A 22,169-nucleotide genomic window follows, 5' to 3' on the forward strand; every position below is an offset into this window, starting at 1 on the left:
GGTTTGATAAAAATGCTTCTGGATCTTACCGGAATTCTTCGGGGGCGTCGGGGTTGGTGATGATGAATTCGGTGATGGCTTCTAAGAAGGTCTCGCCGTAGGCGGCTAGCTTCTTGAAGCCGACGCCGGAGATCTCGGAGAGCTTGTCTTCGTTGGCTGGGAAGTAGCGGGCCATCTCGCGTAGGGTGACGTCGGAGAAGACGATGTACGGGGGAACACCTTGTTCGTCGGCGATTTCTTTGCGGAGGGAGCGGAGGATGGCGAAGAGTTCTTCGTTGCACTCGATGCCGCCGGAGGAGCGTTGGCGGTCGCGGCGTAGGGCGTTCTCGGATACGGGGAGTTTTGTGAGGGAGATGGGCGTGCGGTCGCGCAGGGCGGCTTTGCCTTTGTGGGTGAGGCTGAGCGCTCCGAAGGCGTCGGGATCTTGGTAGACGTATTCGTTACGGATGAGCTCGCGGCCGAATGCTTGCCACTCGGCTCGTTTGTGTTCGCCGCCGATGTTGTAGGTGGTGAGGCGGTGGTGCCCCCATTTGAGGACTTTTTCGTTTTTGGAGCCGAGGAGGATGTCGGTGATGTGGTTGATGCCAACGCCGAAGCTGGAGGCTTGGCTGACGCGGAAGATGCAGGACATGAACTTCTGGGCGGGAATGGTGCCGTCGAATGTTTCTTTGGGGGAGTTGCAGTTGTCGCAATTGCCGCAGTTTCCGTCGGTCCACTTTTCGGAGAAGTAGCCGAGTAGGACTTCGCGGCGGCAGCTGGAGGACTCGGCGTAGTTGACCATCTGGCGTAGTTGCTCTTTGGCGACTTCGCGTTCCTGGGGCTCTTTTTCGGCGATGAAGTTTAGCTGCTTGGCGACGTCTCCGGGGGAGAAGAAGAGGAGGCAGTCGGAGGGTAGGCCGTCGCGTCCGGCGCGTCCGGTTTCCTGGTAGTAGCCTTCGATGTTTTTGGGAATGTCCTGGTGGATGACGTAGCGGACGTTGGGTTTGTCGATGCCCATGCCGAAGGCGATGGTGGCGCAGACGACTTTGATCTCGTCTCGGATGAAGGCTTCCTGGTTTTCGGCGCGTTTCTTGGGAGTCATGCCGGCGTGGTAGGCGAGGGCTTCGACGCCTTCTTGGCGGAGCCGGTCGGCGGTTTGCTCGGCGGACTTGCGGGAGTAGCAGTAGACGATGCCGGACTCGAAGGGGCGGGATTGGACGAATTTGAGGATTTGGCGGAAGACGGCCTGCTTTTGCTCGATGCGGTAGGAGAGGTTGGGCCGGTTGAAGGAGGCGACGTAGTTGGTGGGGGCTCGGAGTTTGAGCTGCTTGATGATGTCTCCCCGCACGCGATCGGTGGCGGTGGCGGTGAGGGCCATGAAGGGGGTGTCGGGAAAGCGTCGGCGCAGCTCGGCGAGCTGGCGGTACTCGGGGCGGAAGTCGTGTCCCCACTCGGAGATGCAGTGGGCTTCGTCGACGGCGAAGCGGCAGACCTTCCACTTTTCGAGGTCTTCGAGGAAGCCGGAGAGCATGAGGCGCTCGGGGGCGACGTAGAGGACTTGGTATTCGCCGGCGAAGAGCTTGGCGTAGCGTTGGCGGGATTCGCCTTGGGCGAGGGAGGAGTTGAGGAAGGTGGCGGAGATGCCGTTTTCGGTGAGGCCGTCGACCTGGTCCTTCATGAGGGCGATGAGGGGGGAGATGACGACGGTGAGGCCTTCGGAGAGGACGGCGGGGAGCTGGTAGCAGAGGGATTTGCCGCCGCCGGTGGGGAGCAGGGCGAAGACGTCACGGCCGCTGAGGGCGTCGTTTACGATGTCTTCTTGGAGGGGGCGGAACTGATCGTGTCCGAAGTATTTCTTGAGGGCGGTGTGGACGCGGTCGGGCATTTCGAGAAAAAGGAGGAAGGATGATTTATGAAGTGGGAGGTGGAAAGGGAAAAGGCTGGGAATGGGTAAAGGGGCGTAGGGGGGATTCAAGAGGAAAGCTGGGAATTGACTTGCATGCGGGGGGAGCGGTGGGGCGTTGTTGGGGTATGGATTTATTTAAATGCGTTCGCTCAATGGTTTCTTTGATCGCGACAGTCTCCGTGTTGGCGGGGGCTGCGATGGCCGGGGAGGCTGAGCATGATGCTCTGGTCGCTTTGGCGAAGGACAAGGAGTCGGATTTCGAGACAGCGCTTTCTGAGGCGGTGGAGTCTGGGATGTCGGCGGACTGGATTTTGGAGGCGGAGATCGTGCGTATGTTGAGTACGGGCGACTTTGCGGCGATGACTGGATTGCCTGAACGCATCGACGCGGTGGGGGACGACTTTCGCTTCGGGGTTGGGCGTGATTTTTATTCGGCGGAGCAGCTGGAGGGATTTGCGGACACGCTGCGTTGTGTGATCGCTTACCAGGCGAGCGACAAGGAGGCGTTTGAGAAGTACGCGATTCGTTCTTACGCGAAGGCTCCTGGCTTCAACAGCGCCTTCGGGATTGGCGAGTTGCTGGCCCGCCAGAAAATGGAGGCTGCTCAGGAGATGGCGATGGCGGATTTTAAGGTGCCGATGGACATGGTTTTGGCCAATGCCGAGGGCGAGAGTAAAACGCTGTCCGAGTGGATGGGCCAGGACGAGGTGATGCTGGTCGACTTTTGGGCGAGCTGGTGCGGGCCTTGTATCCGCTTGATGCCGAGTTTGAAGGAGAAGCAGGAGAAGCTGTCCAAGCAGGGCGTTTTTGTGGCGGGGATCAATACCGACAAGCGTGACCAGCTAAACAATGCGACGACGGTTCGCGAGCGTCAGGGGATGGATTCGGTGCCTTGGCTTTTGGATCGCAACGGTGGCGACCTTAGCGGAATGTTGATGATCGATTCGATTCCTCGCATGGTGCTGATCGATCGTGAGGGTAGCGTGCTTTATAACGGGCATCCGCAGGATCCTTCGTTGAACGATGCCCTGGCGAGCGTTGGGGTGGACCTGCACTAAGCTCTTTAGCTTTCAGAATTTTTTGGCCAAGCGTCTACCGAGGTGGATGCTTGGCTTTTCTATGTACCGGTAGCAGAGGTGCGCGAGCGCGAAGGTGAGGGTCGTGCAGAGAGCAAGGAGGAGCTCCAGTCGGACTTGTGGGAGTTCGGCGTTTGTCCAGAGTTTCGCGACTAGGTCGAACACGATTGCGTGGAAGAGGTAGGCGGAGTAGGTGGTTCGTCCTGCGGAGGCTAGCCAGCTGGGAGTTGGTTTTAGGAGAAAAAAGAGGGCGAAGAGTCCAATGCCGAGGGCGTGTCCCCAGCCGTATCCGAACCATGGTGCTTCCCCGGTTAAGAATCCTTTTTGGATGCCCGAGAGGAAGGGCGAGAGGGTCAGGTAGACCATGACTCCGAGGAGGGCTTTGGCCGCCAGCTTGTGATAGTTGGTCTTGCCGAAAAACGGGTCGGTATCCAGTTCGCAGACACAACGCAGGGTGGCGGTGGTGAACATGATGCTGAGCAGATCGCCTAGGATGGGCAAGTTGCCTTGGTATTCCCAAAGTAGTTTGGACTGCCAGAGCGTATAGGACAGGGCGAAGCCGAGAAGGCAGGCCAGGAGTCTGTGGCGGGTGAAGGCAAGGTAGAGGGCGGCGACGAAGACGTAGAATACGAGCTCGATTTCGAGGGTCCAGTAGAGCCCCATGACATGGGGCTCGTTCATGAACGTGGCTCCCATCAGGAAGTTGGCGAGTAGGGTGGTGGCTGGCCACTCTTTGCCACTGCCCTGCCAGATGGCGAGGAGGCCGATAAGTATCGAGAGCCAGTAGATGGGGTAGAGGCGGAAGAAGCGATTGATCGCGAAACGTCTCAAAGCAGGGAAGCGCTCTCCTCTGAGGGAGTTGGGAATGACGAATCCGCTGATGCAGAAGAAGGCGACGACTCCGATGCGGCCGAAATCGTAGTGTTCGGCTACTTCTTTCATCCACGCTCCTCCAGAGGCGATTTGTAGGAGGGATTCGGATACGTGGTGCCAGATTACCAGAAAGCAAGCGATAGCTCGCAGACTGTCTAGGGAAGCGAAACGACTTTTTGAGGGATTTGAGATGTGGGACTTTCTGGGATAAGTGTTGATGCCTGACAAGCTTGCAGCGGTTGGCGGCAAAATTTGGGTTGTCCGAGCGGGTGCTTGGCGGTTTGGTGGCAATTGTCACAAGATGAAAATCGGTAGCTTAGAACTTGAATCGAATCTTTTCCTGTCGCCTTTGGCGGGGTATACGAATCTCCCTTTCCGACTGACTGCGAAGACTTTAGGTGGGCTTAGCCTGGTGACGACCGATCTCGTGAACGCGCGCTCTTTGCTAGAGGGGCGGGCTGTCGCCTACAAGATGATCGCGACGGATGCGCGTGAGCAACCGATGGCGGTGCAGCTTTTTGGTGGTGTTGCGGAGGAGATGCGGGATGCGGCGGTGATCGCTGAGGAGAAGGGGGCGCAGTCGGTGGACATCAATATGGGCTGCCCGGTGAAGAAGGTGGTTAAAACCGGCAGTGGTTCTTCGATGATGAAGGATCAGGACAAGACGCAGGCGTTGGTGAAGGGGATGATCGACGCGGTCGATATTCCGGTGACGGCGAAGATGCGACTTGGCTGGGATTCGGAGAACATCACTGCTCCAGATTTAGCGAAAGCTCTGGAGGATGTAGGCGTATCGGCAATTTTTATACATGGGCGGACGCGTGCTCAGGGATTTTCAGGCGGTGTCGACTTGGAAGGAATTCGGAAGGTGAAAGAGGCGGTGAGGTCGATCCCGGTGATTGGGAACGGCGATGTGACGACTCCGGAAGCGGCGAGAATTATGCTGGAACGCACGGGCTGCGACGGGGTGAGTATCGGGCGCGGGGCGTTTTATAATCCGTGGATATTTAAGCAAACGAACCACTATCTGAATACGGGGGAGTTGCTGGCTGATCCGACTTTCGAGCAGCGTGTCGAGTTGATGCGGGTGCATCTAGAGCGTATGATCGAGTTTTATGGCCAGCTGAAGGGCTGTATCCAATTTCGGAAGGTGGCTGTCTGGTACGCGAAGCGATTTGGTCCTTCGAAGTACTTTAAGGACCGTGTGATCCGTCTCGAGAGTATGGAGCACTTTGAGGAGGTGATGACAGGGTACCGCCAATGGAGGCTACGGTTCTGCGATGACGATGGTGAACTTTTGGAGAAGTATCGCCCGGTGGATCCCTATTCGTCGATTACGCACACGCCTCAAGAACCGCTGGACAAGATCAAGGTGCCGAAGGGGCCAGTTGAGAAGTGGTAGGTCTCTGATATGGATTCGTTTCGCAAGTACTGGTTCTCGATCGTGTTCGCCCTTTTGGCTGGTTATGCGATTTGGCTCAGTTCGGCGCCGGTTCGTAGTTCGTTTTCGTCAGTTGAAAAGCCGAGTAGTATTTATGGATGGGATACATCGTTCTACAACTTTTGGCTGAGGTCACTGGTATTTGACCAGGATGTAGATTTTTCAAATGAGATTGAGCTCTGCGATACGTTGCCCGGACCGCAGAAGCGGTTTGCTCTTTATTCATTGCCCCGGACTGAAAACGATCTGGTTCCCAATAAATACCCTATCGGATGGGCGGTTTTTCACGCTCCATGGTATCTGGTGGGGCATGGAGTCGCCATGTCTCTGGATGCGATGGGAGTGGAGGTCAGGACGGATGGGTTTGGGAAGGTGTATGAGGTTTTCGTATACGCCGGAAGTGTGTCCTATGCTTTCTTGAGCTTGTGGCTGACTTATCTTTTGTTGCGGCGCTATTTTGGAAAAAACAGTTCGGCCACGGCTTTGTGGGTGGTAACGGTTTGTGGCTTTTTGGTGTACTACCAGTTCGGGCAGTATGCTATGGCTCATAACTTGACCTATCTTTGCGTCGTGTCGGTCTTCTACTGGAGTTTGGCGGTTCGGGAGATGCCGCCTTTGGTGAGCAATTGGGTGATGCTAGGGCTTTCGACGGGGCTTTTGCTGATCACGCGCTATCAGGCGGGGGTGTATTTGTTTTTCCCCTTCGCAGTGGTTTTGGTGGATGTCTTGAAAGGTCGAACTGGAGTCAAGGCGGTGGCCTATGGGACGGTCGTATTGCTTGGGGTCGTGGCGTTGCAGCTGGTGGCTTGGAAGGCTCTTTATGGGTCTTGGCTTGTCTATTCCTATCAAGGCGAGGGATTTAATTGGGAGAGTCCGGCGGTGTGGAAGAGCCTCTTCGATCCTTTTCATGGGCTTGTTTACTGGCATCCGATCTTCTTGCTGGGAGGGGTTGGGTTGTTCGGCTTTTTGCTGCAACAGAAGCAGCCTATGGGATTGCTGGTTTTGTTGAGCGTTGCGGCGGTTGTTTATGTTAATTCCGCGTGGGAGACTTGGTGGTTTGGGGCTTCGTTTGGCGGGCGGGCTTATGAGGGGGTGACTCTTTTTGTCTGCTTTGGAATCGCTTGGTTGCTGGAGAAAACAGATGGTGTCGGCTTTGGAGTGGAGATCGGACTGAGGCTCTTTTTTGCGGCGCTTGCTGTTTGGAGTCTTGGTGTGCTGGAGGTTTGCGTGTTGAACTGGAGAAGCGGGATTAGTTTGGAAGAGCCGGTGACGCATGCCGATTTTTGGGAGGCGATCAAAGTGGTTTGGTTGGGGCGTTCTGGCTCTGGGTAGGCAATGACGGAGCATTGCCCTCCGAAAAAAGATTATTCACCAGGTAAGTCGCGCGGAATGTGTTGGCGGGGCAAAAAAGAGGCCCGTTTCCGAGGGTGGAAACGAGCCAACGTGTGGAGGGGGAAGTATTTGAAAGTTTGTTACGCGACCGAGACGAGCGTGGCTGGATCGAGGATGAGAGCGATGGTTCCGTCGCCAAGTATCGCTCCTCCGGATACGCCGGGGATGCCTTGCATCATGCCGCCGAGGGATTTGATGACGACTTCCTGCTTGCTGACCATGTCGTCTACGAGGAGTCCGCATGGCTTGCCGCCAGTCTCGACGACCACGACTGTGGCGTCTTTTGGTTCCGCGACAGCGTCGGGAATTGCGAAGTGCTGGTGAAGGCGGAAGAGTGGAATGACTTGGCCTCGGATGTTGAGGATCTCCTGGTTGCCTTGGATTTTTGCGAGCACTTCGTCGTCGGGACGGAGGGCGACCTTGACCGAAGTGGTTGGGAGGATGAAGCGATCGTTGCCGACCTTGACCACAAGGCCGTCGACGATGGCCATTGTAAGTGGAAGGAGGATACGGAAGGTTGAGCCTTTGCCGAGGGTTGACTCAATCTCTACCTTGCCGCGCAGCTTTTCGATGTTCTTCTTGACCACGTCCATGCCTACGCCGCGACCGGAGATGTCGGTGATCTGGGCGGCGGTGGAGAAGCCGGGAGCGAAGATGAGCTTGTAGATTTCCTCGTTTGTAAGCTGGTCGTTTTCGGAGACGATACCGTTGGCGATCGCTTTCGCGAGAACGCGTTCCGGATCGATGCCGCGTCCATCGTCGGCGAGTTCGATGACGATGTTTGAGCCTTGGTGGTAGGCTTTGAGGCTGATGTTGCCTGTCTCTTCCTTGCCGGCTGCTACGCGATCTTCCGGGGTGGCTTCGAGGCCGTGGTCGAGGGCGTTGCGAACCATGTGCACGAGGGGATCGCCGATTTCTTCGACTACGTTACGGTCGAGTTCGGTATCTTCTCCGTAGGTTTCGAAGCGAACCTTCTTGCCGCACTTGGCGCCGATGTCTCGGACGATGCGGCCCATCTTTTGGAAAGTCGGTTTCACCGGAATCATGCGCAGGGCCATGGAGGTGTGCTGCAATTCCTTGGTGATGCGGGAGAGCTGCGACATGTTGCGCTGCAGGAGCGAGTCTCCGCTGCTGGTGGCGCCGGTGGCGGCGTCTTGGCGTGAGCTTTCGAGAAGCTGCGACTGGACGATGACGAGCTCGCCCACCATGTCCATGAGGTTGTCCAGCTTGGTGGTGTTGACGCGAATGGTGGCGTTTTCGGCTGCTTTGCGTTTTGCTGCCGCGGCGGCCTTTGGATCCTTTGGAGCTTCCGCTTGCTGGGGCGATGGCTTGGAAGGGGCTGCTGCCGGGGCGTCTTGTGCGGCGAGCGGCTCTTCGGTTTCGTTGGCCTCAACCATTGGCTCCGGTTCTTCGGCTTGTGGAGCGGCGATGGTGTTGGAGCTTTCGCCTGTTTTGGCGGCGTAGTTTTCGGGGCCCTCCATTGCCCAGCGTGCGCGGGCCATGAGCTCGGAGACTTCGATGATCTCGGATGGCTCGGTGCCGTTGGCGAGGGCTTCGGTGATTTGCTCGATCAACTGGGTGATGGTGTCCTTGGAGGCGAGGACGAGGTCGATGATGCCGGTGAAGACGTCGAGCTTGTCGTTGCGGACGAGGTCCATGAGGGACTCGACTTCGTGTGCGAGTCGGTTGACCGGGACGAGATTGAGGAAGCCGGCTACGCCCTTGATGGTATGGAAGGAGCGGAACATCGAGTTGATGGCGTCGCGGCTGGTGACGTCTTGCTCGAGTTCTAGGACCGCGGACTCGATTTGCCCGAGGTGGTCGACGGCTTCGGTATGGAATTCTTGGAGCAGCTCCTCGTTTTCCTCCATGTTGAGGTCCATGACGATGTCGTACTGGGCGAACTCGGCGAGGAGGCCGTCGTCTTCGACTTCTGGATTGGAGGTGATGGTGGTGTCTGGCTCTTCCTGGGGAGCTTCTTCGGTATGGGTGAAGGCTTCGGGGTCGTTGCCGGCGTTTAGCTGGGTGAGGGCGGTTTCGAGCCAGACGTTGAACTCGGTGAGAAGCGAGATGGCGTAGTTGTCGTAGGCCGAGGCTTCGTCGAGGAGGTTGTCCATCTTGGCCAAGACGGGAGTGATGGCCTGGTGGACGGTCTCGTTTGTCTCGAACTCGTTTTCGAAGTCTTTGAGAAGGGAGTAGACGGGCAGCATGCCTTCGTCGCTGCCTGCGCTTGCGAGGAGGAGCTCTGCGGAGAATTGCTGGGAAAGCTTGGAGAAGGTTTCGATCTTCTCGGGAGCCCAGTTCGGATTTTGGGAGATTGCTGGCGAAAGAGATACTTCGTCGGGGATCTCGAAGGAGATGGTTTCTTCTCCAGAGTCCGCGACTAGGTCGTCGAGGGAATCGAAGTTCGGGGCGGCGATTTCTTCGGGGGTCGCGTCTTGCGCGGCGGCGAGGTCGTCGAAGCTGGGGACGTCTTCGTTTGCTGGAGTTTCCTCTGGAAGCTCGGCGGAGGAGAAATCGATGGAGTCGAAGCTTGGGAGCTCGGTTGGCTCCGGGGCGTCGGCTGGAATTTCGGTAACGGCTTCTGTTGGGGTGGAGGATTCGCCGATTACGAAGGGGCGGATAGCGGTCTCGTTGCGCAGGCTTTCGACTGCGTCGCAGCACCATTTGGCGAATTCGCGCATGGTCTGCACCGCTGCCTCGTCGAAGAGCTTGGCTTCGTCGAGCATGACCTGGATGACTTCCTGGACGGTGACGACGCCTTGTACGATCTCTGGGTCTTGCGGGAGGGACCAGGTGATCTCGTTGACGAGGCTGAAGATGGGGATGAGGCCGTTGTCGGTCTCGGGTTGGGCGAGGTGAGCTTCGGAAGTGAGCTTCGATGCTATCTCTTCAAATGTGTTAATTTCGTCGGGTGACCACGCCATGATATGAAATTCGTTTGGTGGGAAAGGTGAGTGAGTACGGGTGCCGTAACGGATCTCATCGTCTGGGAGCGGGGAATTCTTGAGTAGAAAAACCGAGAATCGCCCTGCTCTTTAGTCCGGATTACTCATTGGCGTGGGCAGCGGAGGCTATTTTGCGGATATTTTACATGCCGGGTGCCGGGGTGGTGGACTTCTACCGATTTACTCCTTGGGACGATAGGGGGCGACCTGCGATCCTGCATTTGGGACGCGGGCTGAAGCACCGCGCTACGATGCGTCGGCGGTAGCGAGGAGCTTTTGGGCGGCGGTGAGGACGGCCTTGAGGGCGAAGGGCTTTTTGAGAACGACGGCGTCTTGCGGGATGTCGAACTGGGAGAGCAGCTCTTCGGAGTACCCGGTCATGACGATGACTTTCATGCCGGGGTTCTTTTTCAAGAGGCGTTCGGCCAGCTCCGAGCCGCGCATCTTGGGGAGGATGAGATCGGTGATGAGGAGCTTGATGTCCTCGTGCGACTCTTCGAAGAAGTCGAGGGCGTCTTCCGCCTGGTTGGTGGAGTAGACTTGGTAGTTGTACATCCCGAGCAGTCCGGAGATGCAGTCGCACATGGTTTCGTCGTCCTCGACCACGAGAATGGATTCGCGCTCGGTGGAGGCGAGGTTTTCGGGGAGGCCTTCGTCGGTGTCTTCGTCTTCTGCCTTTTTGGAGGCGACGATGGGGAGGAAGATGCGGAAGCGTGTGCCTTTGCCTTTTTCGGAGGCGACCTCGATGTGTCCGTTGACCTGCTTGACGATGCCGTAGACGGTGGAGAGTCCGAGTCCGGTGCCTTTGCCTTGTTCTTTGGTGGTGAAGAAGGGCTCGAAGATTCGCTTTTGGGTTTCGGGGTCGATGCCGGTGCCTGTGTCCTGGAAGGTTAGGACCATGTAGGCGCGCGGGTCCATATAGTCAGGGAGGAGGATCTCGGATTCCTCGGCGTCGCAGCTGACGATGGAGAGCTCCATCTGCCCGCCGTCAGGCATGGCGTCGCGGGCGTTGGTGGTGAAGTTGATGAGGATCTGCTCGAGGGCGGTCCGGTTGATGTTGACGAAGACGGGGGTGTCGGAGAAGCGGAGGTTGTACTGGATGTTTTCCGGCACGAGGCGACGCAGGATCTTCTGCATGTCGCGGGTGACCTTGATGGCGTCGAGGACCTCGGGTTTGAGGTTCTTGTTGCGGCGCGAGAAGGAGAGGAGCTGCTGGGTGAGGTCGGCGGCGCGGTCGGCGGCTTTGCGGATCTCGGTGATGAATTTGCGGTTGGGGTCGTTTTCGTCGATCTTGTCGATGACGAGATCTGAGAAGGAGAGGATGACCGCTAGGATGTTGTTGAAGTCGTGGGCGATGCCTCCGGCGAGGCGTCCGACGGCTTCCATTTTCTGGGATTGGAAGAGGTCTTGCTCGAGGCGGCGGAGGTGGGAGACGTCGCGTTGGATGACGACGTGGTTGGTGACGTTGCCTTCGGGGCTGTGTACGGGGAAGGCTTTCCAGGAGATGATGAATTCGGCGCCGTCTTTCTTGTAGCCGACGGTTTCGCCGGCGGCGGGCTGGCCGGACTGGATGTCCTGGACCATTTCCTCGATGACGGACTCGTCGGTGGCGGGGCCGTTGAGGAGGGAGATGGGCTTGCCGATGACTTCGATATCGGAGTAGCCGGTGATCTGGCTGAAGCCGTCGTTGGTGTAGAGGATGCGGGCGTCGCCGTGTTCCCAGTTGGTGTCGGTGATGAGCACGCCTTCGCCGATGCTTTTGAGGGCGGTGGCGATGAGACGGATCTGGTTTTCGGTGGTGACGGTCTCGCTGAGATCCTTGAAGAAGAGGATGGCCCCGGCGTGTTCGGGGTTGGGCTTGAGGTGGAAGCTTACGGGGATGTATCCACCGTGGGCGGCTTGCAGGTTGCCTTGGGCGTGGGCGAGCTGGGGATTGCGATAGCGTTCGTCGGCGAGGTTGATCGGCTGGCCGTTGACGGGGTCTGTGACGCGGAAGGCTTCGCTGATGTTGGCTCCGACTACGTTCGTTTCGGTGGCGGAGAGGATGCCGAGGGCTTGCTTGTTGGCGCGTTGGATCGTGCCGGTGCGATCGAGAACGATGATGCCTTCGCTGGAGAACTCGAGGAGGGAGTCGGCGAGGCTTTGGTTCGCGAGCTGCTCTTCCGCGGGTGTTTTGGCGGAGGAGTCTGGACGCGTCATGGCGGGATTATCGGAGCTTAAGTCGTTTGGTCTCAAAAGCTGGTACTGTTGAAAGCAGATTCGTTTAACGCAATAGTCAGAGCTATGTCGTTATTACCTAATCGACATCGGTTGATGCGTCAAACGAATCGAGGGTAACCACGTAGCTGAAAGGAAACTACGTGGTTTGTTCCCAGTACCGGGAACTATTTATCGTCGTATCCATTCGGGTGTGACTCGTGCCACGCCCATGCGGTTTCGATGATGCTTTTGATGGTGTCGTACTGCGGCACCCAGTTGAGCTCGGTCTTGGCTTTCACGCTGTCAGCGTAGGCGGAGGGAACGTCGCCATCGCGCTTGGGAGCTACGTCGTAAGGGACGGGGCGGCCGGAGACTTCTTCGACGGCTTTGATGATCTCGAGCACGCTGGCTGGAGTGCCGGTGCCGAGATTGTAGCGGAGGTAGGCTCCTTCTTCTTCGAGGCGAGGGAAAGCGGCGATGTGGGCGCGGGAGAGGTCGTCTACGTGCACGTAGTCGCGCAGGCAGGTACCGTCTGGCGTTGGGTAATCGTCGCCGAAGACGTACATCTTTTCGCGTTGGCCGAGAGCGACTTGGATGGCGATCGGGATGAGGTGAGTTTCGGGGGAGTGGTCCTCGCCGATGACTCCTCCTTCCGCGGCGCCGGAGGCGTTGAAATAGCGGAAGATGGCGGCGCTCATGCCGTAGGCCTTGCAGCAGTACTCGAGGATGACTTCGACGTCTGCCTTAGTCTGTCCGTAGGCGCTGATGGGGCGAAGCGGCATGGCTTCGGTGAAGGGTGGTTCCGCTTCCTCGCCGAGAACGGTGCAGGAAGAGGAGAAGACGAACTTGTTGACGCCTGCTTCGCGCATGGACTTGAGCAGCGAGACGGTCTTGGCGACGTTGTTGTCGTAGTGCTTGAGGGGGTCCTGCATGGACTCGCCGACTTCGATGAAGGCGGCGAAGTGCATGACGATGTCGATGGCTTCGTCCTTGAGGATTTGCACGACCTTAGGGGAGTCGGCGAGGTCGGCCTCATGGAAGGTGACGCCTTCCGGGATCGATCCCTTGTGCCCCTTGACGAGGTTATCGAGGACGATGGGGGTATGCCCAGCGACCTGCAGTTGGCGAACGCAGTGACTACCGATGTATCCTGCACCTCCTACTACGAGTACGTTCATAGGGTGGGACTTTTACTGTCCCGCAGGAAGGATTCGAGCAAAAAGGAAGTGATAATCGGGTCGCGGTTTGTAGTGTTTGGGTCTGGAGAATGGTGAATCTCAATGGGAGCGAAACCGTTCCTGATTTCAGATCAAAACTCCGTCCGGTCGAAGGGCATCTCATCGTTCCCTGCGGCGACGATTTTAGGCAAGGGGGTGTCGAATGATCGGTACAGCTCTTTTATTTGGGAGATGATGTCGTTGGCGAAGTCGGCTGACCCAATGAGGATTTGCTCAGGAAGAAGGGATTCGAGGTCCTGCGGGGCTTGAATTGGGATCCCCATGTATTTTTGTCCGGATTTTGAGGTATCCGAATCGACGATACAGAAGATCTGAATCTTGGAGTCCAAGCACGAGTCCGCTAGGCTTCTGCCAAAGAAGCCTCCTCCGAAGATAGCTGTTTTCGCTGACCGCTCGGCGATTTGAAGAATGGATTGGATGGATGCCTGCATCGGTGGCAGCGATAGAGGCTTGGTGAGTTTAGGTGCTTGTGAATGGGATACCTGATCGAGGATGATGCCGAGTGTGCGAATGAAGCGTTCCGGGGAGTGTTTCCGTTCGATTTGGGCGGTTGCTTCGTTTTTGATCGCTTGCAGTCGGCTTCTATCGAGGTGGAGATCGTGGATGGCTGCGGCCATTTGATCTGTGTCGCCTTGGGGGACGATGAACCCTGACTTGTTGTTTTCGATTAGGGATCGAATGCCGGACTCTATATCCATCACCACGGGGCAATTTCCTGCCGCCATGCCTTCGATTATGGAAACGGGAGTTCCTTCGAAGGCTGAGCAGAGTAGGATTATGTCGTTGTTCGTGAGTTCTTCGAATAGCGCCTCTCTATCGAGGGAGCCTCGGAAAACGATGAATGGTGCTAGTCCGAGGCGCTCGGCGGAAGCTTCAAGTCTAGGGCGCTCGCGACCCTCGCCGATGATTTGGAGGCGAAACGGTACGCTGCGTTCTGTGAGATTTTGGGCCACCTCCAATAGGCGGGATACTCGTTTGTCAGGTTCTTCGAGGCGTCCTGTGTAGGCTAGCCTGAGAGGTTCGGTAGGGTTGGCGGATGACTTGGGCCCTTGATAAGGGTTGGGAAGTGGAAGCTCAAAAATCTCCTTTGATCTGTGAGGCAGTCGGTCGCGAAGCTCGGTTGTCGCTTTTTCGCTCACTGCGAAAAAGGCTGAAAATCGCTCTTCGTTTGGGACGAGGTCGTTGTACGCGTTTGGGGAGTCCCTGTGGATTGTTCCCAATATTCGGATACGGTTTCCGCGTGAAGCGTCCTCCATGGATTTCAATGCTCCAAGGTTTGGGATGATTCCCGCGTTTGGAATCACAGCGAACGTTTCGTTTTCCTCCTGAGCTACGATCTCGAGGATCTTTGATGCCACTTTATCTGGATTGTGGCTATCGGCGAGGGGGAGAGAGGTTTGCCGGTCTTTTGCGAATCGGGAGCTTGGGCCGTTGAGCGAGAGAAAGTAGCTTTCCGGACAATTGTCGTGAATGAACGCTCCGAGGCTGAGCACTCCGTTAGGCGTGTCGCCATCGGGATTGATGAATATGAACTTCATCGGTGGCTGTCGCTTAGGGGCTTGGGGTGAAAGCTGCTTTTAGCGATTCGATGACGTGTTGCTGGATCTGGTCCGGCATATAGGGGTAGATCGGAAGGGAGAGCACTCTGTTTGCTTGTCGAGAAGCGACTGGGTATTCGTTGGAAGAGTCGAACACGCTGAGATGAGGGAGTGGCTTTGGATAATGGATACCGGTAGCGATTCCTTTGTCCGACAGGCTTTGCCTTAAGGTATCCCTATCATCTGATTCGATCACGAAGAGGTGGAAGACGTGACTTGCCTCTTCCCCGATCTTGGGGAGGTCTATGGGAAGATCCTGCAGCTGGGAAATGTAGTTAGCAGCTATTTGTTGCCGCGTTTTGTTCCACTCTGGCAGGTGCTTCAGTTTTGCGGAGAGTATGCTGGCTTGGATACCGTCCAAACGACTGTTTCTGCCGATGAGGTCATGATCCGCTTTGCCTGATCTTCCGTGGTCGCTGATGCGCTTGGTTTTGGTGGCGATGGATTGGTTGTTGGTGATTATGCAACCTGCGTCACCGAGAGCCCCGAGGTTTTTGCCGGGGAAGAAGGAAAAGGTTCCTGCGTCTCCGAATGTACCGATCGGTTTGCCTTTGAAAGTGGCTCCGTGCGATTGGGCGCAGTCTTCGACGACGTAGAGGTTGTGCTTCTTGGCGATGCTGCAAATGGCGTCCATTCGAGCCGGTTGCCCGTACAGGTGAACAGGGATAATGGCCTTGGTTCGGCTTGTAATCGCTGGGGGGATAAGGTCTGGGTCGATCGTATGGTCAGTGGGGCAGCTATCGACAAAGACGGGAGTGGCCCCAACGAGAACGACTGATTCTGCGGTGGATACCCACGTTCGGGCTGGGACAATCACCTCGTCGCCGGGACCGATTTCGAGGGCTCTTAGGGCGAGCTCGATTGCGTCGGTACCGTTGGCGCAACCTACGCAGTGCTCTGCTTGGGAGAAGGAGGCGAACTCGTGTTCGAACTTTTTGACGAAGGGGTTTGCCGCGGTCCCGATAAATGCGCCGGAAGCAATGACCTCTTTGATCGCCGCCTCAATGTCGTCGGCTAGGATCTCATGCTGGAGATGTAAGTCTACTAAGGGAACTTTAGTCATCGGTATTTAGGACTTCTTGTTTTTGTCCAGTTGGGTCTGCACGTCTTCAAGGATTCGTACGACCTGGCAGCCGTTTTCTCCTCCGCTGATTGGCGTATCTCCTGTTTCAATACAGTCGAGGAAATGGTCTCGTTCGTTTTTTAGGGGTTCGCGGTACTGGATGTGCGGCAATGTAATGTCGCCATGCCTCTGGACGAGCGTTTGCCCGGGAGTGTCGAAGTGCATTTCGGAGCCGATGGTTGGGACGGTCTCATAGCCCTTGTCGATGATCGCGATTTTGTCTTGGGCCATGTCGTCGTAGATCACCATCTTCTTTTGGCCTACGATGGTCATTCTCCGCACTTTGTTGGGATCGAGCCAACTCATGTGCAGGTGGGTGCTGAGTTGCGAATTCCATTGTAGGTTTGCGAACACTACATCTTCTAGTCCTGTCTGGAGTACGTCGCGCCCGCTCGCTGTGCCACTTGTGGGTAGTATGTCTGGAAATAGAAACAGGAGGATGCTGATATCGTGAGGCGCGAGGTTCCACCACACGTTTACGTCTTTGCGGACTTGGCCGAGGTTGAGTCGTTGGTTGTAGGTGTAGAACACTTCTCCGAGCTCGCCTTGTTCGAGGAGCTTTTTGAGGTACCTGACGGCGTCGTTGTACACGAAGGTGTGCCCGACCATCAGGATCAGGCTCTTTGCTGCTGCTAAGTCAGCAAGCTCCCGAGCTTCGTTATATGAAGAGGCGAGAGGCTTTTCTACGAACACGTGCTTCCCTGCATTGAGCGCGTCTTTCACGAGCTTGTAGTGTGTCGATACAGGGGTCGAAACGATGATCGCTTGCACGCTTTTGTCTTCGAGGACGGGTTGTGGAGACTCGTGCAAAGATACATTGGGGAAATTCTTTGCTACGAACTGGCGGCGCTTGGGGTCAGGTTCAACTAAGTCGCTGAGCGTGCAGCGATCGGAGGTATTGAAGCAGCGTGTAAGGTTGGGTCCCCAATAGCCGCAGCCTAATTGAGCGATTTTTATGGATGCTTTTGTTGGCATGAGTTGCTTCGTAAGGAGTCTACTGTTTCGGCAGCGGTTTGCTGCTGGGGGCGTTTGTAGATTTGACGATGGTGTTTTCGGATACGTCTTGGGTTATGGTACAGCCTGAAGCGATCACGGATTTGCTGCCGATCGAAATCCATGGTTCTATGAATACTCCAGTCCCGAATTTGCATTGGTCTGCAATTTGAACGGAGCTGGATGTGAGGACGCCTGGACCGAAGCTGTTGTGGTTTCCCAGTTTGCTGTGGTGTTCGATGCTGACGTAAGCAGAGAGGAAGTTGTCGTCTCCTATTTCGGCGCAGGCCGCGATTTGGCAAAAGGCGAGGATAACGTTTCCCGATCCCAGTTTTGCGTTCATCCCGATGTAGGCACGCGGGTGAATTACGTTGGCGAGTGGTATCCCCGCTTCTTTCAGGCGTTCGCAAATGAGTTTTCGAAAAGCGTTGTTGGTACTGATGGAGACGATGGCGGCGTCAAAAGACTTCTTCTCCCAAAGGCTAGCTAAGGTTTGAGAGTCGCAGCCGCCGAGTATTGGAAGTCCCATTACGGTCTTGTCGGATAGGTCTGGGTCGTCGTCGAGGAGGCCTACCGCCTGTTGGGTGTCGCTTTGTCTAAGGGCGTCCAGAATTTGCACGGCTCCGTTGCCGGCCCCTATTATTAGCACGTTTTGTTTGTGGTCCGACTTGTAGGAGTCGAGCACTGTGTCAGCTCCTCGAGGAAGGTTTGCGATCGCTGCCTTCTTGCGGGAGGAGGGCGACGATTGTTTAGCGAGGTAGGCTTGGACGTCTTTTTCGCTTACTCGCGCCCCGCCGCTAGGAACGAGGCTGAGATCTATGTTGTGGCGTTTTGCGAGGATTATCGCTTTCTTTGTGGGGGGCGCTCCTGTTGAGCTCGATGTGTTTGCTGACGCATTCACCCAGTCGCGTACGGCTTTTTCGGTGTCGTCTTTGTCGGACGATATTACGTAGAGAGCAGCTCCGACTGGAAGCGATTCTCCGTCGTTATGTAGCGGATACAGGTATCCTTCCTCTTCTGCGTATACGTCGAAAACGGATTTTGTGTTTTCAAGGGTGCACACGACTTCCCCTTTGTTGACTTTAGAGCCGGTTGAATGCTGCCAGGAGGTTATGATCGCGCTCTGGTCGTTGGCATTTGCTTGGGGGATATTTGTGATTGTGCGTACTACCATTCTAGAGCTTTGGTTGCGGCGGCTTCGATTTTGGCTTTCGACAGAATGACCTCGGTCTCTTGTTCAAAGTTTGATGGAATCAGCTCGCATGTTGCGGAGGCGTGCTGGATGGGCGCTTCAAGTTGGCCAAAGAGTATTTGCTGAAGCGAGTGGGACAATTCTGAGTACCAAGAAAAAGTCTCGTGTCCCTCGTCTGCGATAACGATGCGTCGAGCAAGGGCACCTAGCGTCGCCAGTTCCTCAAGTGGCGGGCTTGATAGGTTTGCTGGAAAGGCGGCGATACAATGGATTTCTTCCTCTTTGTAGTGCTCAAGCGTTTCTAGAACAGGCAGGCTCGCTCCTCCGTAAGCGATGATCAATAGGTCGGGCTTTTGGTCCGGAGAGTAGTTTCTAGCGATGGCGATAGGGTACCCGTCTTTGTGGGCGAGGCTCTCGATGCTGACTTCTTTGTTACCTTTGTAGATCGGAAGTGGATACAGTGTTTTGCTTTCAATGAAGAGGGTTGGCTCTTCTCGATTGAGCGCGTTGGTAAGGACCTTTTCGGTATCGTGCGCGAGAGAGGGGGACACGACTGAAAGGTTTGGTATTCCGAGAAACATTTTCTCAAGACTCTGGCTGTGCGTGGGGCCGTATCCACGACCTCCTCCCATTGGCGTGCGAACCACTAGCGGCAGTGATACGCCTTGTCCGTACATGGCCGGGAATTTGGCGGCATGATTGACCAGTTGGTCGGCGGCTAGGGTTGAGAAGTCTCCAAACATGAGCTCAACAACAGGTTTAAATCCTCGCAGAGCGAGGCCTATGCCCATCCCTGTGATTGAGCTTTCGCATATTGGCATACTGAATACGCGATCGGGAAAGGAGCTGGAGAGACCTTTGGTGACTTTGAACGCTCCTCCGTAAGGATCTACGATGTCTTCCCCGAGGATGACCGCTTTTGGCTCATTCTCGAAGTGACTATGGAGAGCTCTTTGGAGTCCCTCTAAGTAGGTGGGTGGGCGTGACATCTTTAGTTGAGTTGCTCGAACGCTGATTCGATTTGTGTTCGAACTGATTCTTGTATTTGGGAGACTTGGTCCTCGGGTAGGAGCTTCTCCAGTCTCGGAATCGGATCTCTTTTGGCGATCTCTTCAAGCTCTTGCCTTGAACGCGTGTCGTCTCCTTTTGAGTGAGGACCGAGTCGAGTTGTATCAAGTTCGAGGAACGCTGGTTGATTGCTGATTCTTATTTGCTTGGCTAGTTCTCCGACTGTTTGGGCGACCGTTTCTGGGGCGTTGCCATCTATACTCCGGCTGTCGATCCCGAATCCTGCGGCCCGTTGGCAAAAGCTGCTTGCGTGAGTTTCGTTTGTTGGAGTGGTCTGAGCGATATGGTTGTTCTCCAGAACGAATAGGATGGGGAGGCGGAGAGTGGATGAGATATTGAATGCCTCGTAGACGGTTCCTTGCCCCATTGTTCCGTCTCCAATGAAAATGGTTACGATGGCTCCCGAGTTGTTCAGCTTTTCAGCTAGGGCTGCCCCGAGGGCGGAGGGTGCCATACCTCCTTGGATACCGTTTGTGTAGAAGTTTTTCCAATGCAAGTGTTGAGTTCCGCCTGCGCCTGAGCAAAGCCCGCTTGGCTTGCCCATGACCTCAGCGGCTAGCTTGTCGAGAGGGCATCCGTAGGCGATCATGTGCCCGTGTGCCCGATGCGCGGAAAAGACGACATCCTTACTTAAGTCGATTCCTGCCATAACGCCGACGGCGCAGGCTTCTTGCCCTATGCATGTGTGCACCGTGCCCTTGAATTGGCCGAGTCCGTAGCGTCGAAGCAATTCCTTTTCGAAGCTGCGGATGAGGAGGGCTTTGGCAAAAAATACTTCGGATTCTCCGGTCATGCGGTTGCTCGTTTGATTCTCGTTTAAGATGGAGTCTGCGTTTCTGTTTTGTTCGAGCTCAAGTCGCGTAGGTTAGTTTTCTCAGGATCGCCCAGTCATCGTGCTCTCGGTATGAACGTTTCTTTAATGCGGCAGCGATTGGTGTTTGGGCACATGAGGATATAACTAGGAAAGGTTTGGGTTCCGTCAACGTACAGTCTGGAGACCGGATCGGTTTTTCTGCCAAGGTCTGGCCGTGTTTTTTGGGGTCGCTATCTACGAACCCTGAAATTTCGAGTCCTGCCTTTTGGAAAATGGAGAGATGGGCGAGCCCTAGGTCGGACGCTCCCCAAAGCCAGAGTGGGCGTTTTTTGCTGATTGTACGAAGTCTCTCAAAATCGAATTCAGGGAAGAGTTCTTCAGTTTTTGTTGAGTCGATAACCTTTTGTCGTATTGCTCGGTCTGTAGTTCTGCGAGGGGAAGCTCCGGTTAGGCTGTTGTCGTGAACACGGTAGCGACTGCAAGTATTGCCCATGTGCGCTGCTTTGAGACCTTTAATCGCGAACCTCGCCCAAAGGTCGTAGTCTACGGCTCTCGGTAGCGTTACATCGTAGTATCCGATTTTTTGATATGCTTCTTTCTTTAGACAACAGCCTGCGTCAGGGAGCGGGTTTTCTAGAGCAAGCTGGCCTATCAAGCGTTCGGGCGTCCAATCCTCGAATCGTTGGATTCCGGTTTGTTTGCCTTCTTCGTCGATTAGGATGTGGTCGCCGTAAGAGAACATTAAGCCTGGGGTCCTGAGGAAATTCTCCATGTGGCTCTTCAGGCAATGCTCGGGAAGTTCGTCGTCGTCAGCAAGAGCTACGATATAGTCCCCTTTTGCTTCCCTTACTCCGCGGTTACGCGTTTCTGAAACGCCGGAGTGCTCTTTTTTTATGTATCTGATTGATGGAGAGGTGAACTGGGAAACGACCTTTTCCGTTTCGTCTTCGGATCCGTCATCGACGATCAAGATTTCTGTTGCGGGAAGGGTCTGTCGCAAGGCGCTCTCGATCGCGCCTCCAAGGAGGCCCGCCCGATTATATGTGGATAAGCAAATCGTAAACTCCATCTTAAGGCTGTCTCAGTTTAAGAGTTCCTGGATCTTTTCGTGAACCAGGTCGCAACGGTGCGAGATCGTGTGGTCGCGAACCGTTCTGCGGTGCCCTGCCTCGGCTATTTCCTTCGCTGTTTTCGGATTGTTCTGCAGGTATTCAATTTTCTCGATACATTCTTCTGTGTTGCTGAACGACACGACCTCTTTGTCGATTTCGAACAGGTCAGAGAGGTTTGGGCCGTGGTCTGTTAACAGGCAGGAACCCATACCAGTGGCTTGAAACAGCCTTAGGTTTCCGACTTGGCCTTTCGCTGATTCGGTATGGATGTTTAGCGATACTTTGGATTCTTTGAGCAAATCGTAGAAATCGTGTCCGTATGCGGGCTTGCTGGTTTTTTTCGGGAAGAGAGAAGACAAGACGTAGGGAGTCTGTTGATCTAGGCCTATTCGTTTTCTGACGGCCTTGTTTCGAAGTTGAGGCAGTAGGATGGGGGTTTGGTAGGCGATTTCCTTAGCGAGTGTGGTGGCAGGTTTTTCTATGAACTGTTGGAGTGTCGCTCTTTTTTGAATACCTTCATCTAGCCAGGCGTGGATGGGTGACTTGCTGAGGAGATCGTGCAGGAACCAGTAACGTTCGAAGTGGAAGGGGTAGCCGTATCCAGACGAACCTATGAAGGTTGTATTGTGGTTGCGTTTTGAATACTCAGGTATGCTGCTTTCCGACTCTTCGAGAAGGGTCTCGTCCATCGCATGATAGAGAACGGAGGCGGAGTGGCCTTCTTTGCGTAATTCTTCTGAAAGAAGTGGTGTCGTCGTAAATACGTGATCGATGTTTTTGAGATCTTCCGGCGGCGTGGGGAACCCAAGATGGACCAGCATTAAGCGAATGGATGGAACGGCTTCTTTGAGCTTTGTGCGAACGTAGCGCGGTATGTGGCCGAAGTTTTGGAAGTATACGATATCCGGTTTGAACTCCTGGATTTGGCCGAGAGCTGCTTCGATTTGCCAAAGGTCTTTGCGGAATCTCCGATTGCGCTCTCTGAGCCATGCCTTGTGGAGGGGAGGGACGTAGTACATCAGCTCTGTGGCTTCGTACCCTCTTGCTCGCATTCCGTTTTCGAACGCGTTTGTGACGAAGAACTTCTTTTTTAGGTAGAAGGCCTTTTGTTCCTCGTATCCAAGTTTCAGGAAGGAAGGGTCCTCCTTGATTAGGTAAGGAAAAATTCTCGGATACGCAAAATCGTAAACTCTGAGGATCTTTAATTTGCTGCCCAT

16 protein-coding genes are annotated in these 22,169 nt (G+C 55.4%); 3 read left to right on the forward strand and 13 right to left on the reverse strand.

Translation table 11 applies throughout. From position 1 onward, the window contains the following. Window positions 1-25: 25 nt before the first annotated feature. Window positions 26-1,864, reverse strand: a complete 1,839-nt coding sequence (gene recQ / locus JIN87_RS15125; RefSeq protein WP_200356422.1) for a DNA helicase RecQ — start codon at window positions 1,862-1,864, stop codon at window positions 26-28. Between the two features lie 173 nt (window positions 1,865-2,037). Between recQ and JIN87_RS15130 the strand changes: the two genes are divergently transcribed. Then, a complete protein-coding gene (locus tag JIN87_RS15130) occupies window positions 2,038-2,943 on the forward strand; it encodes a TlpA family protein disulfide reductase (RefSeq protein ID WP_200356423.1) in 906 nt (301 codons plus the stop codon). A 12-nt stretch (window positions 2,944-2,955) separates the two neighbouring features. Here JIN87_RS15130 and JIN87_RS15135 read toward each other — a convergent pair whose 3' ends face one another. Next, window positions 2,956-4,125, reverse strand: coding sequence for an acyltransferase family protein (locus JIN87_RS15135; RefSeq protein ID WP_325176392.1), 1,170 nt, complete (start codon window positions 4,123-4,125; stop codon window positions 2,956-2,958). A gap of 10 nt (window positions 4,126-4,135) precedes the next feature. Here JIN87_RS15135 and dusB point away from each other — a divergent pair, with 10 nt between their 5' ends. Beyond that, window positions 4,136-5,236: a tRNA dihydrouridine synthase DusB gene (dusB, locus tag JIN87_RS15140; protein ID WP_200356425.1), complete on the forward strand. Its 1,101-nt coding sequence runs from the start codon at window positions 4,136-4,138 to the stop codon at window positions 5,234-5,236. A 9-nt stretch (window positions 5,237-5,245) separates the two neighbouring features. After that, window positions 5,246-6,607: a glycosyltransferase family 39 protein gene (locus JIN87_RS15145; RefSeq protein ID WP_200356426.1), complete on the forward strand. Its 1,362-nt coding sequence runs from the start codon at window positions 5,246-5,248 to the stop codon at window positions 6,605-6,607. 140 nt (window positions 6,608-6,747) lie between these two features. Here the strand turns inward: JIN87_RS15145 and JIN87_RS15150 are convergent, their stop codons facing one another. The 11 genes from JIN87_RS15150 to JIN87_RS15200 form a co-directional block, all read right to left on the reverse strand. Next, window positions 6,748-9,594 (reverse strand): chemotaxis protein CheA, encoded by a 2,847-nt coding sequence (locus JIN87_RS15150; RefSeq protein WP_200356427.1) that lies wholly within the window; start codon window positions 9,592-9,594, stop codon window positions 6,748-6,750. A 267-nt stretch (window positions 9,595-9,861) separates the two neighbouring features. Further along, a complete protein-coding gene (locus JIN87_RS15155; protein WP_200356428.1) occupies window positions 9,862-11,814 on the reverse strand; it encodes a hybrid sensor histidine kinase/response regulator in 1,953 nt (650 codons plus the stop codon). A 185-nt stretch (window positions 11,815-11,999) separates the two neighbouring features. After that, window positions 12,000-12,992, reverse strand: coding sequence for a UDP-glucose 4-epimerase GalE (gene galE / locus JIN87_RS15160; protein WP_200356429.1), 993 nt, complete (start codon window positions 12,990-12,992; stop codon window positions 12,000-12,002). 131 nt (window positions 12,993-13,123) lie between these two features. Then, a complete protein-coding gene (locus JIN87_RS15165) occupies window positions 13,124-14,590 on the reverse strand; it encodes a glycosyltransferase family 4 protein (protein WP_200356430.1) in 1,467 nt (488 codons plus the stop codon). A gap of 13 nt (window positions 14,591-14,603) precedes the next feature. Beyond that, window positions 14,604-15,713 (reverse strand): DegT/DnrJ/EryC1/StrS family aminotransferase, encoded by a 1,110-nt coding sequence (locus JIN87_RS15170; protein WP_200356431.1) that lies wholly within the window; start codon window positions 15,711-15,713, stop codon window positions 14,604-14,606. Between the two features lie 6 nt (window positions 15,714-15,719). After that, window positions 15,720-16,748 carry a Gfo/Idh/MocA family protein gene (locus JIN87_RS15175; protein WP_200356432.1) on the reverse strand — a complete coding sequence of 343 codons (1,029 nt, stop codon included), beginning with the start codon at window positions 16,746-16,748 and terminating at the stop codon, window positions 15,720-15,722. A 19-nt stretch (window positions 16,749-16,767) separates the two neighbouring features. Continuing rightward, complete coding sequence (locus tag JIN87_RS15180; RefSeq protein ID WP_200356433.1) at window positions 16,768-17,940, reverse strand: biotin/lipoyl-containing protein; 1,173 nt, start codon at window positions 17,938-17,940, stop codon at window positions 16,768-16,770. After that, window positions 17,934-18,947, reverse strand: coding sequence for an alpha-ketoacid dehydrogenase subunit beta (locus JIN87_RS15185; RefSeq protein ID WP_200356434.1), 1,014 nt, complete (start codon window positions 18,945-18,947; stop codon window positions 17,934-17,936). The genes JIN87_RS15180 and JIN87_RS15185 overlap by 7 nt, the downstream gene beginning before the upstream one ends. A 2-nt stretch (window positions 18,948-18,949) precedes the next feature. Next, window positions 18,950-19,819, reverse strand: coding sequence for a thiamine pyrophosphate-dependent dehydrogenase E1 component subunit alpha (locus tag JIN87_RS15190; protein ID WP_200356435.1), 870 nt, complete (start codon window positions 19,817-19,819; stop codon window positions 18,950-18,952). Between the two features lie 58 nt (window positions 19,820-19,877). Next, entirely contained in the window at window positions 19,878-20,909 is a 1,032-nt protein-coding gene (locus JIN87_RS15195; RefSeq protein WP_200356436.1) for a glycosyltransferase, read from the reverse strand. 12 nt (window positions 20,910-20,921) lie between these two features. After that, a complete protein-coding gene (locus JIN87_RS15200; RefSeq protein ID WP_200356437.1) occupies window positions 20,922-22,169 on the reverse strand; it encodes a glycosyltransferase family protein in 1,248 nt (415 codons plus the stop codon).

This window comes from Pelagicoccus mobilis (assembly GCF_016595505.1).
GTDB classification, from domain to species: Bacteria; Verrucomicrobiota; Verrucomicrobiia; order Opitutales; family Opitutaceae; genus Pelagicoccus; species Pelagicoccus mobilis.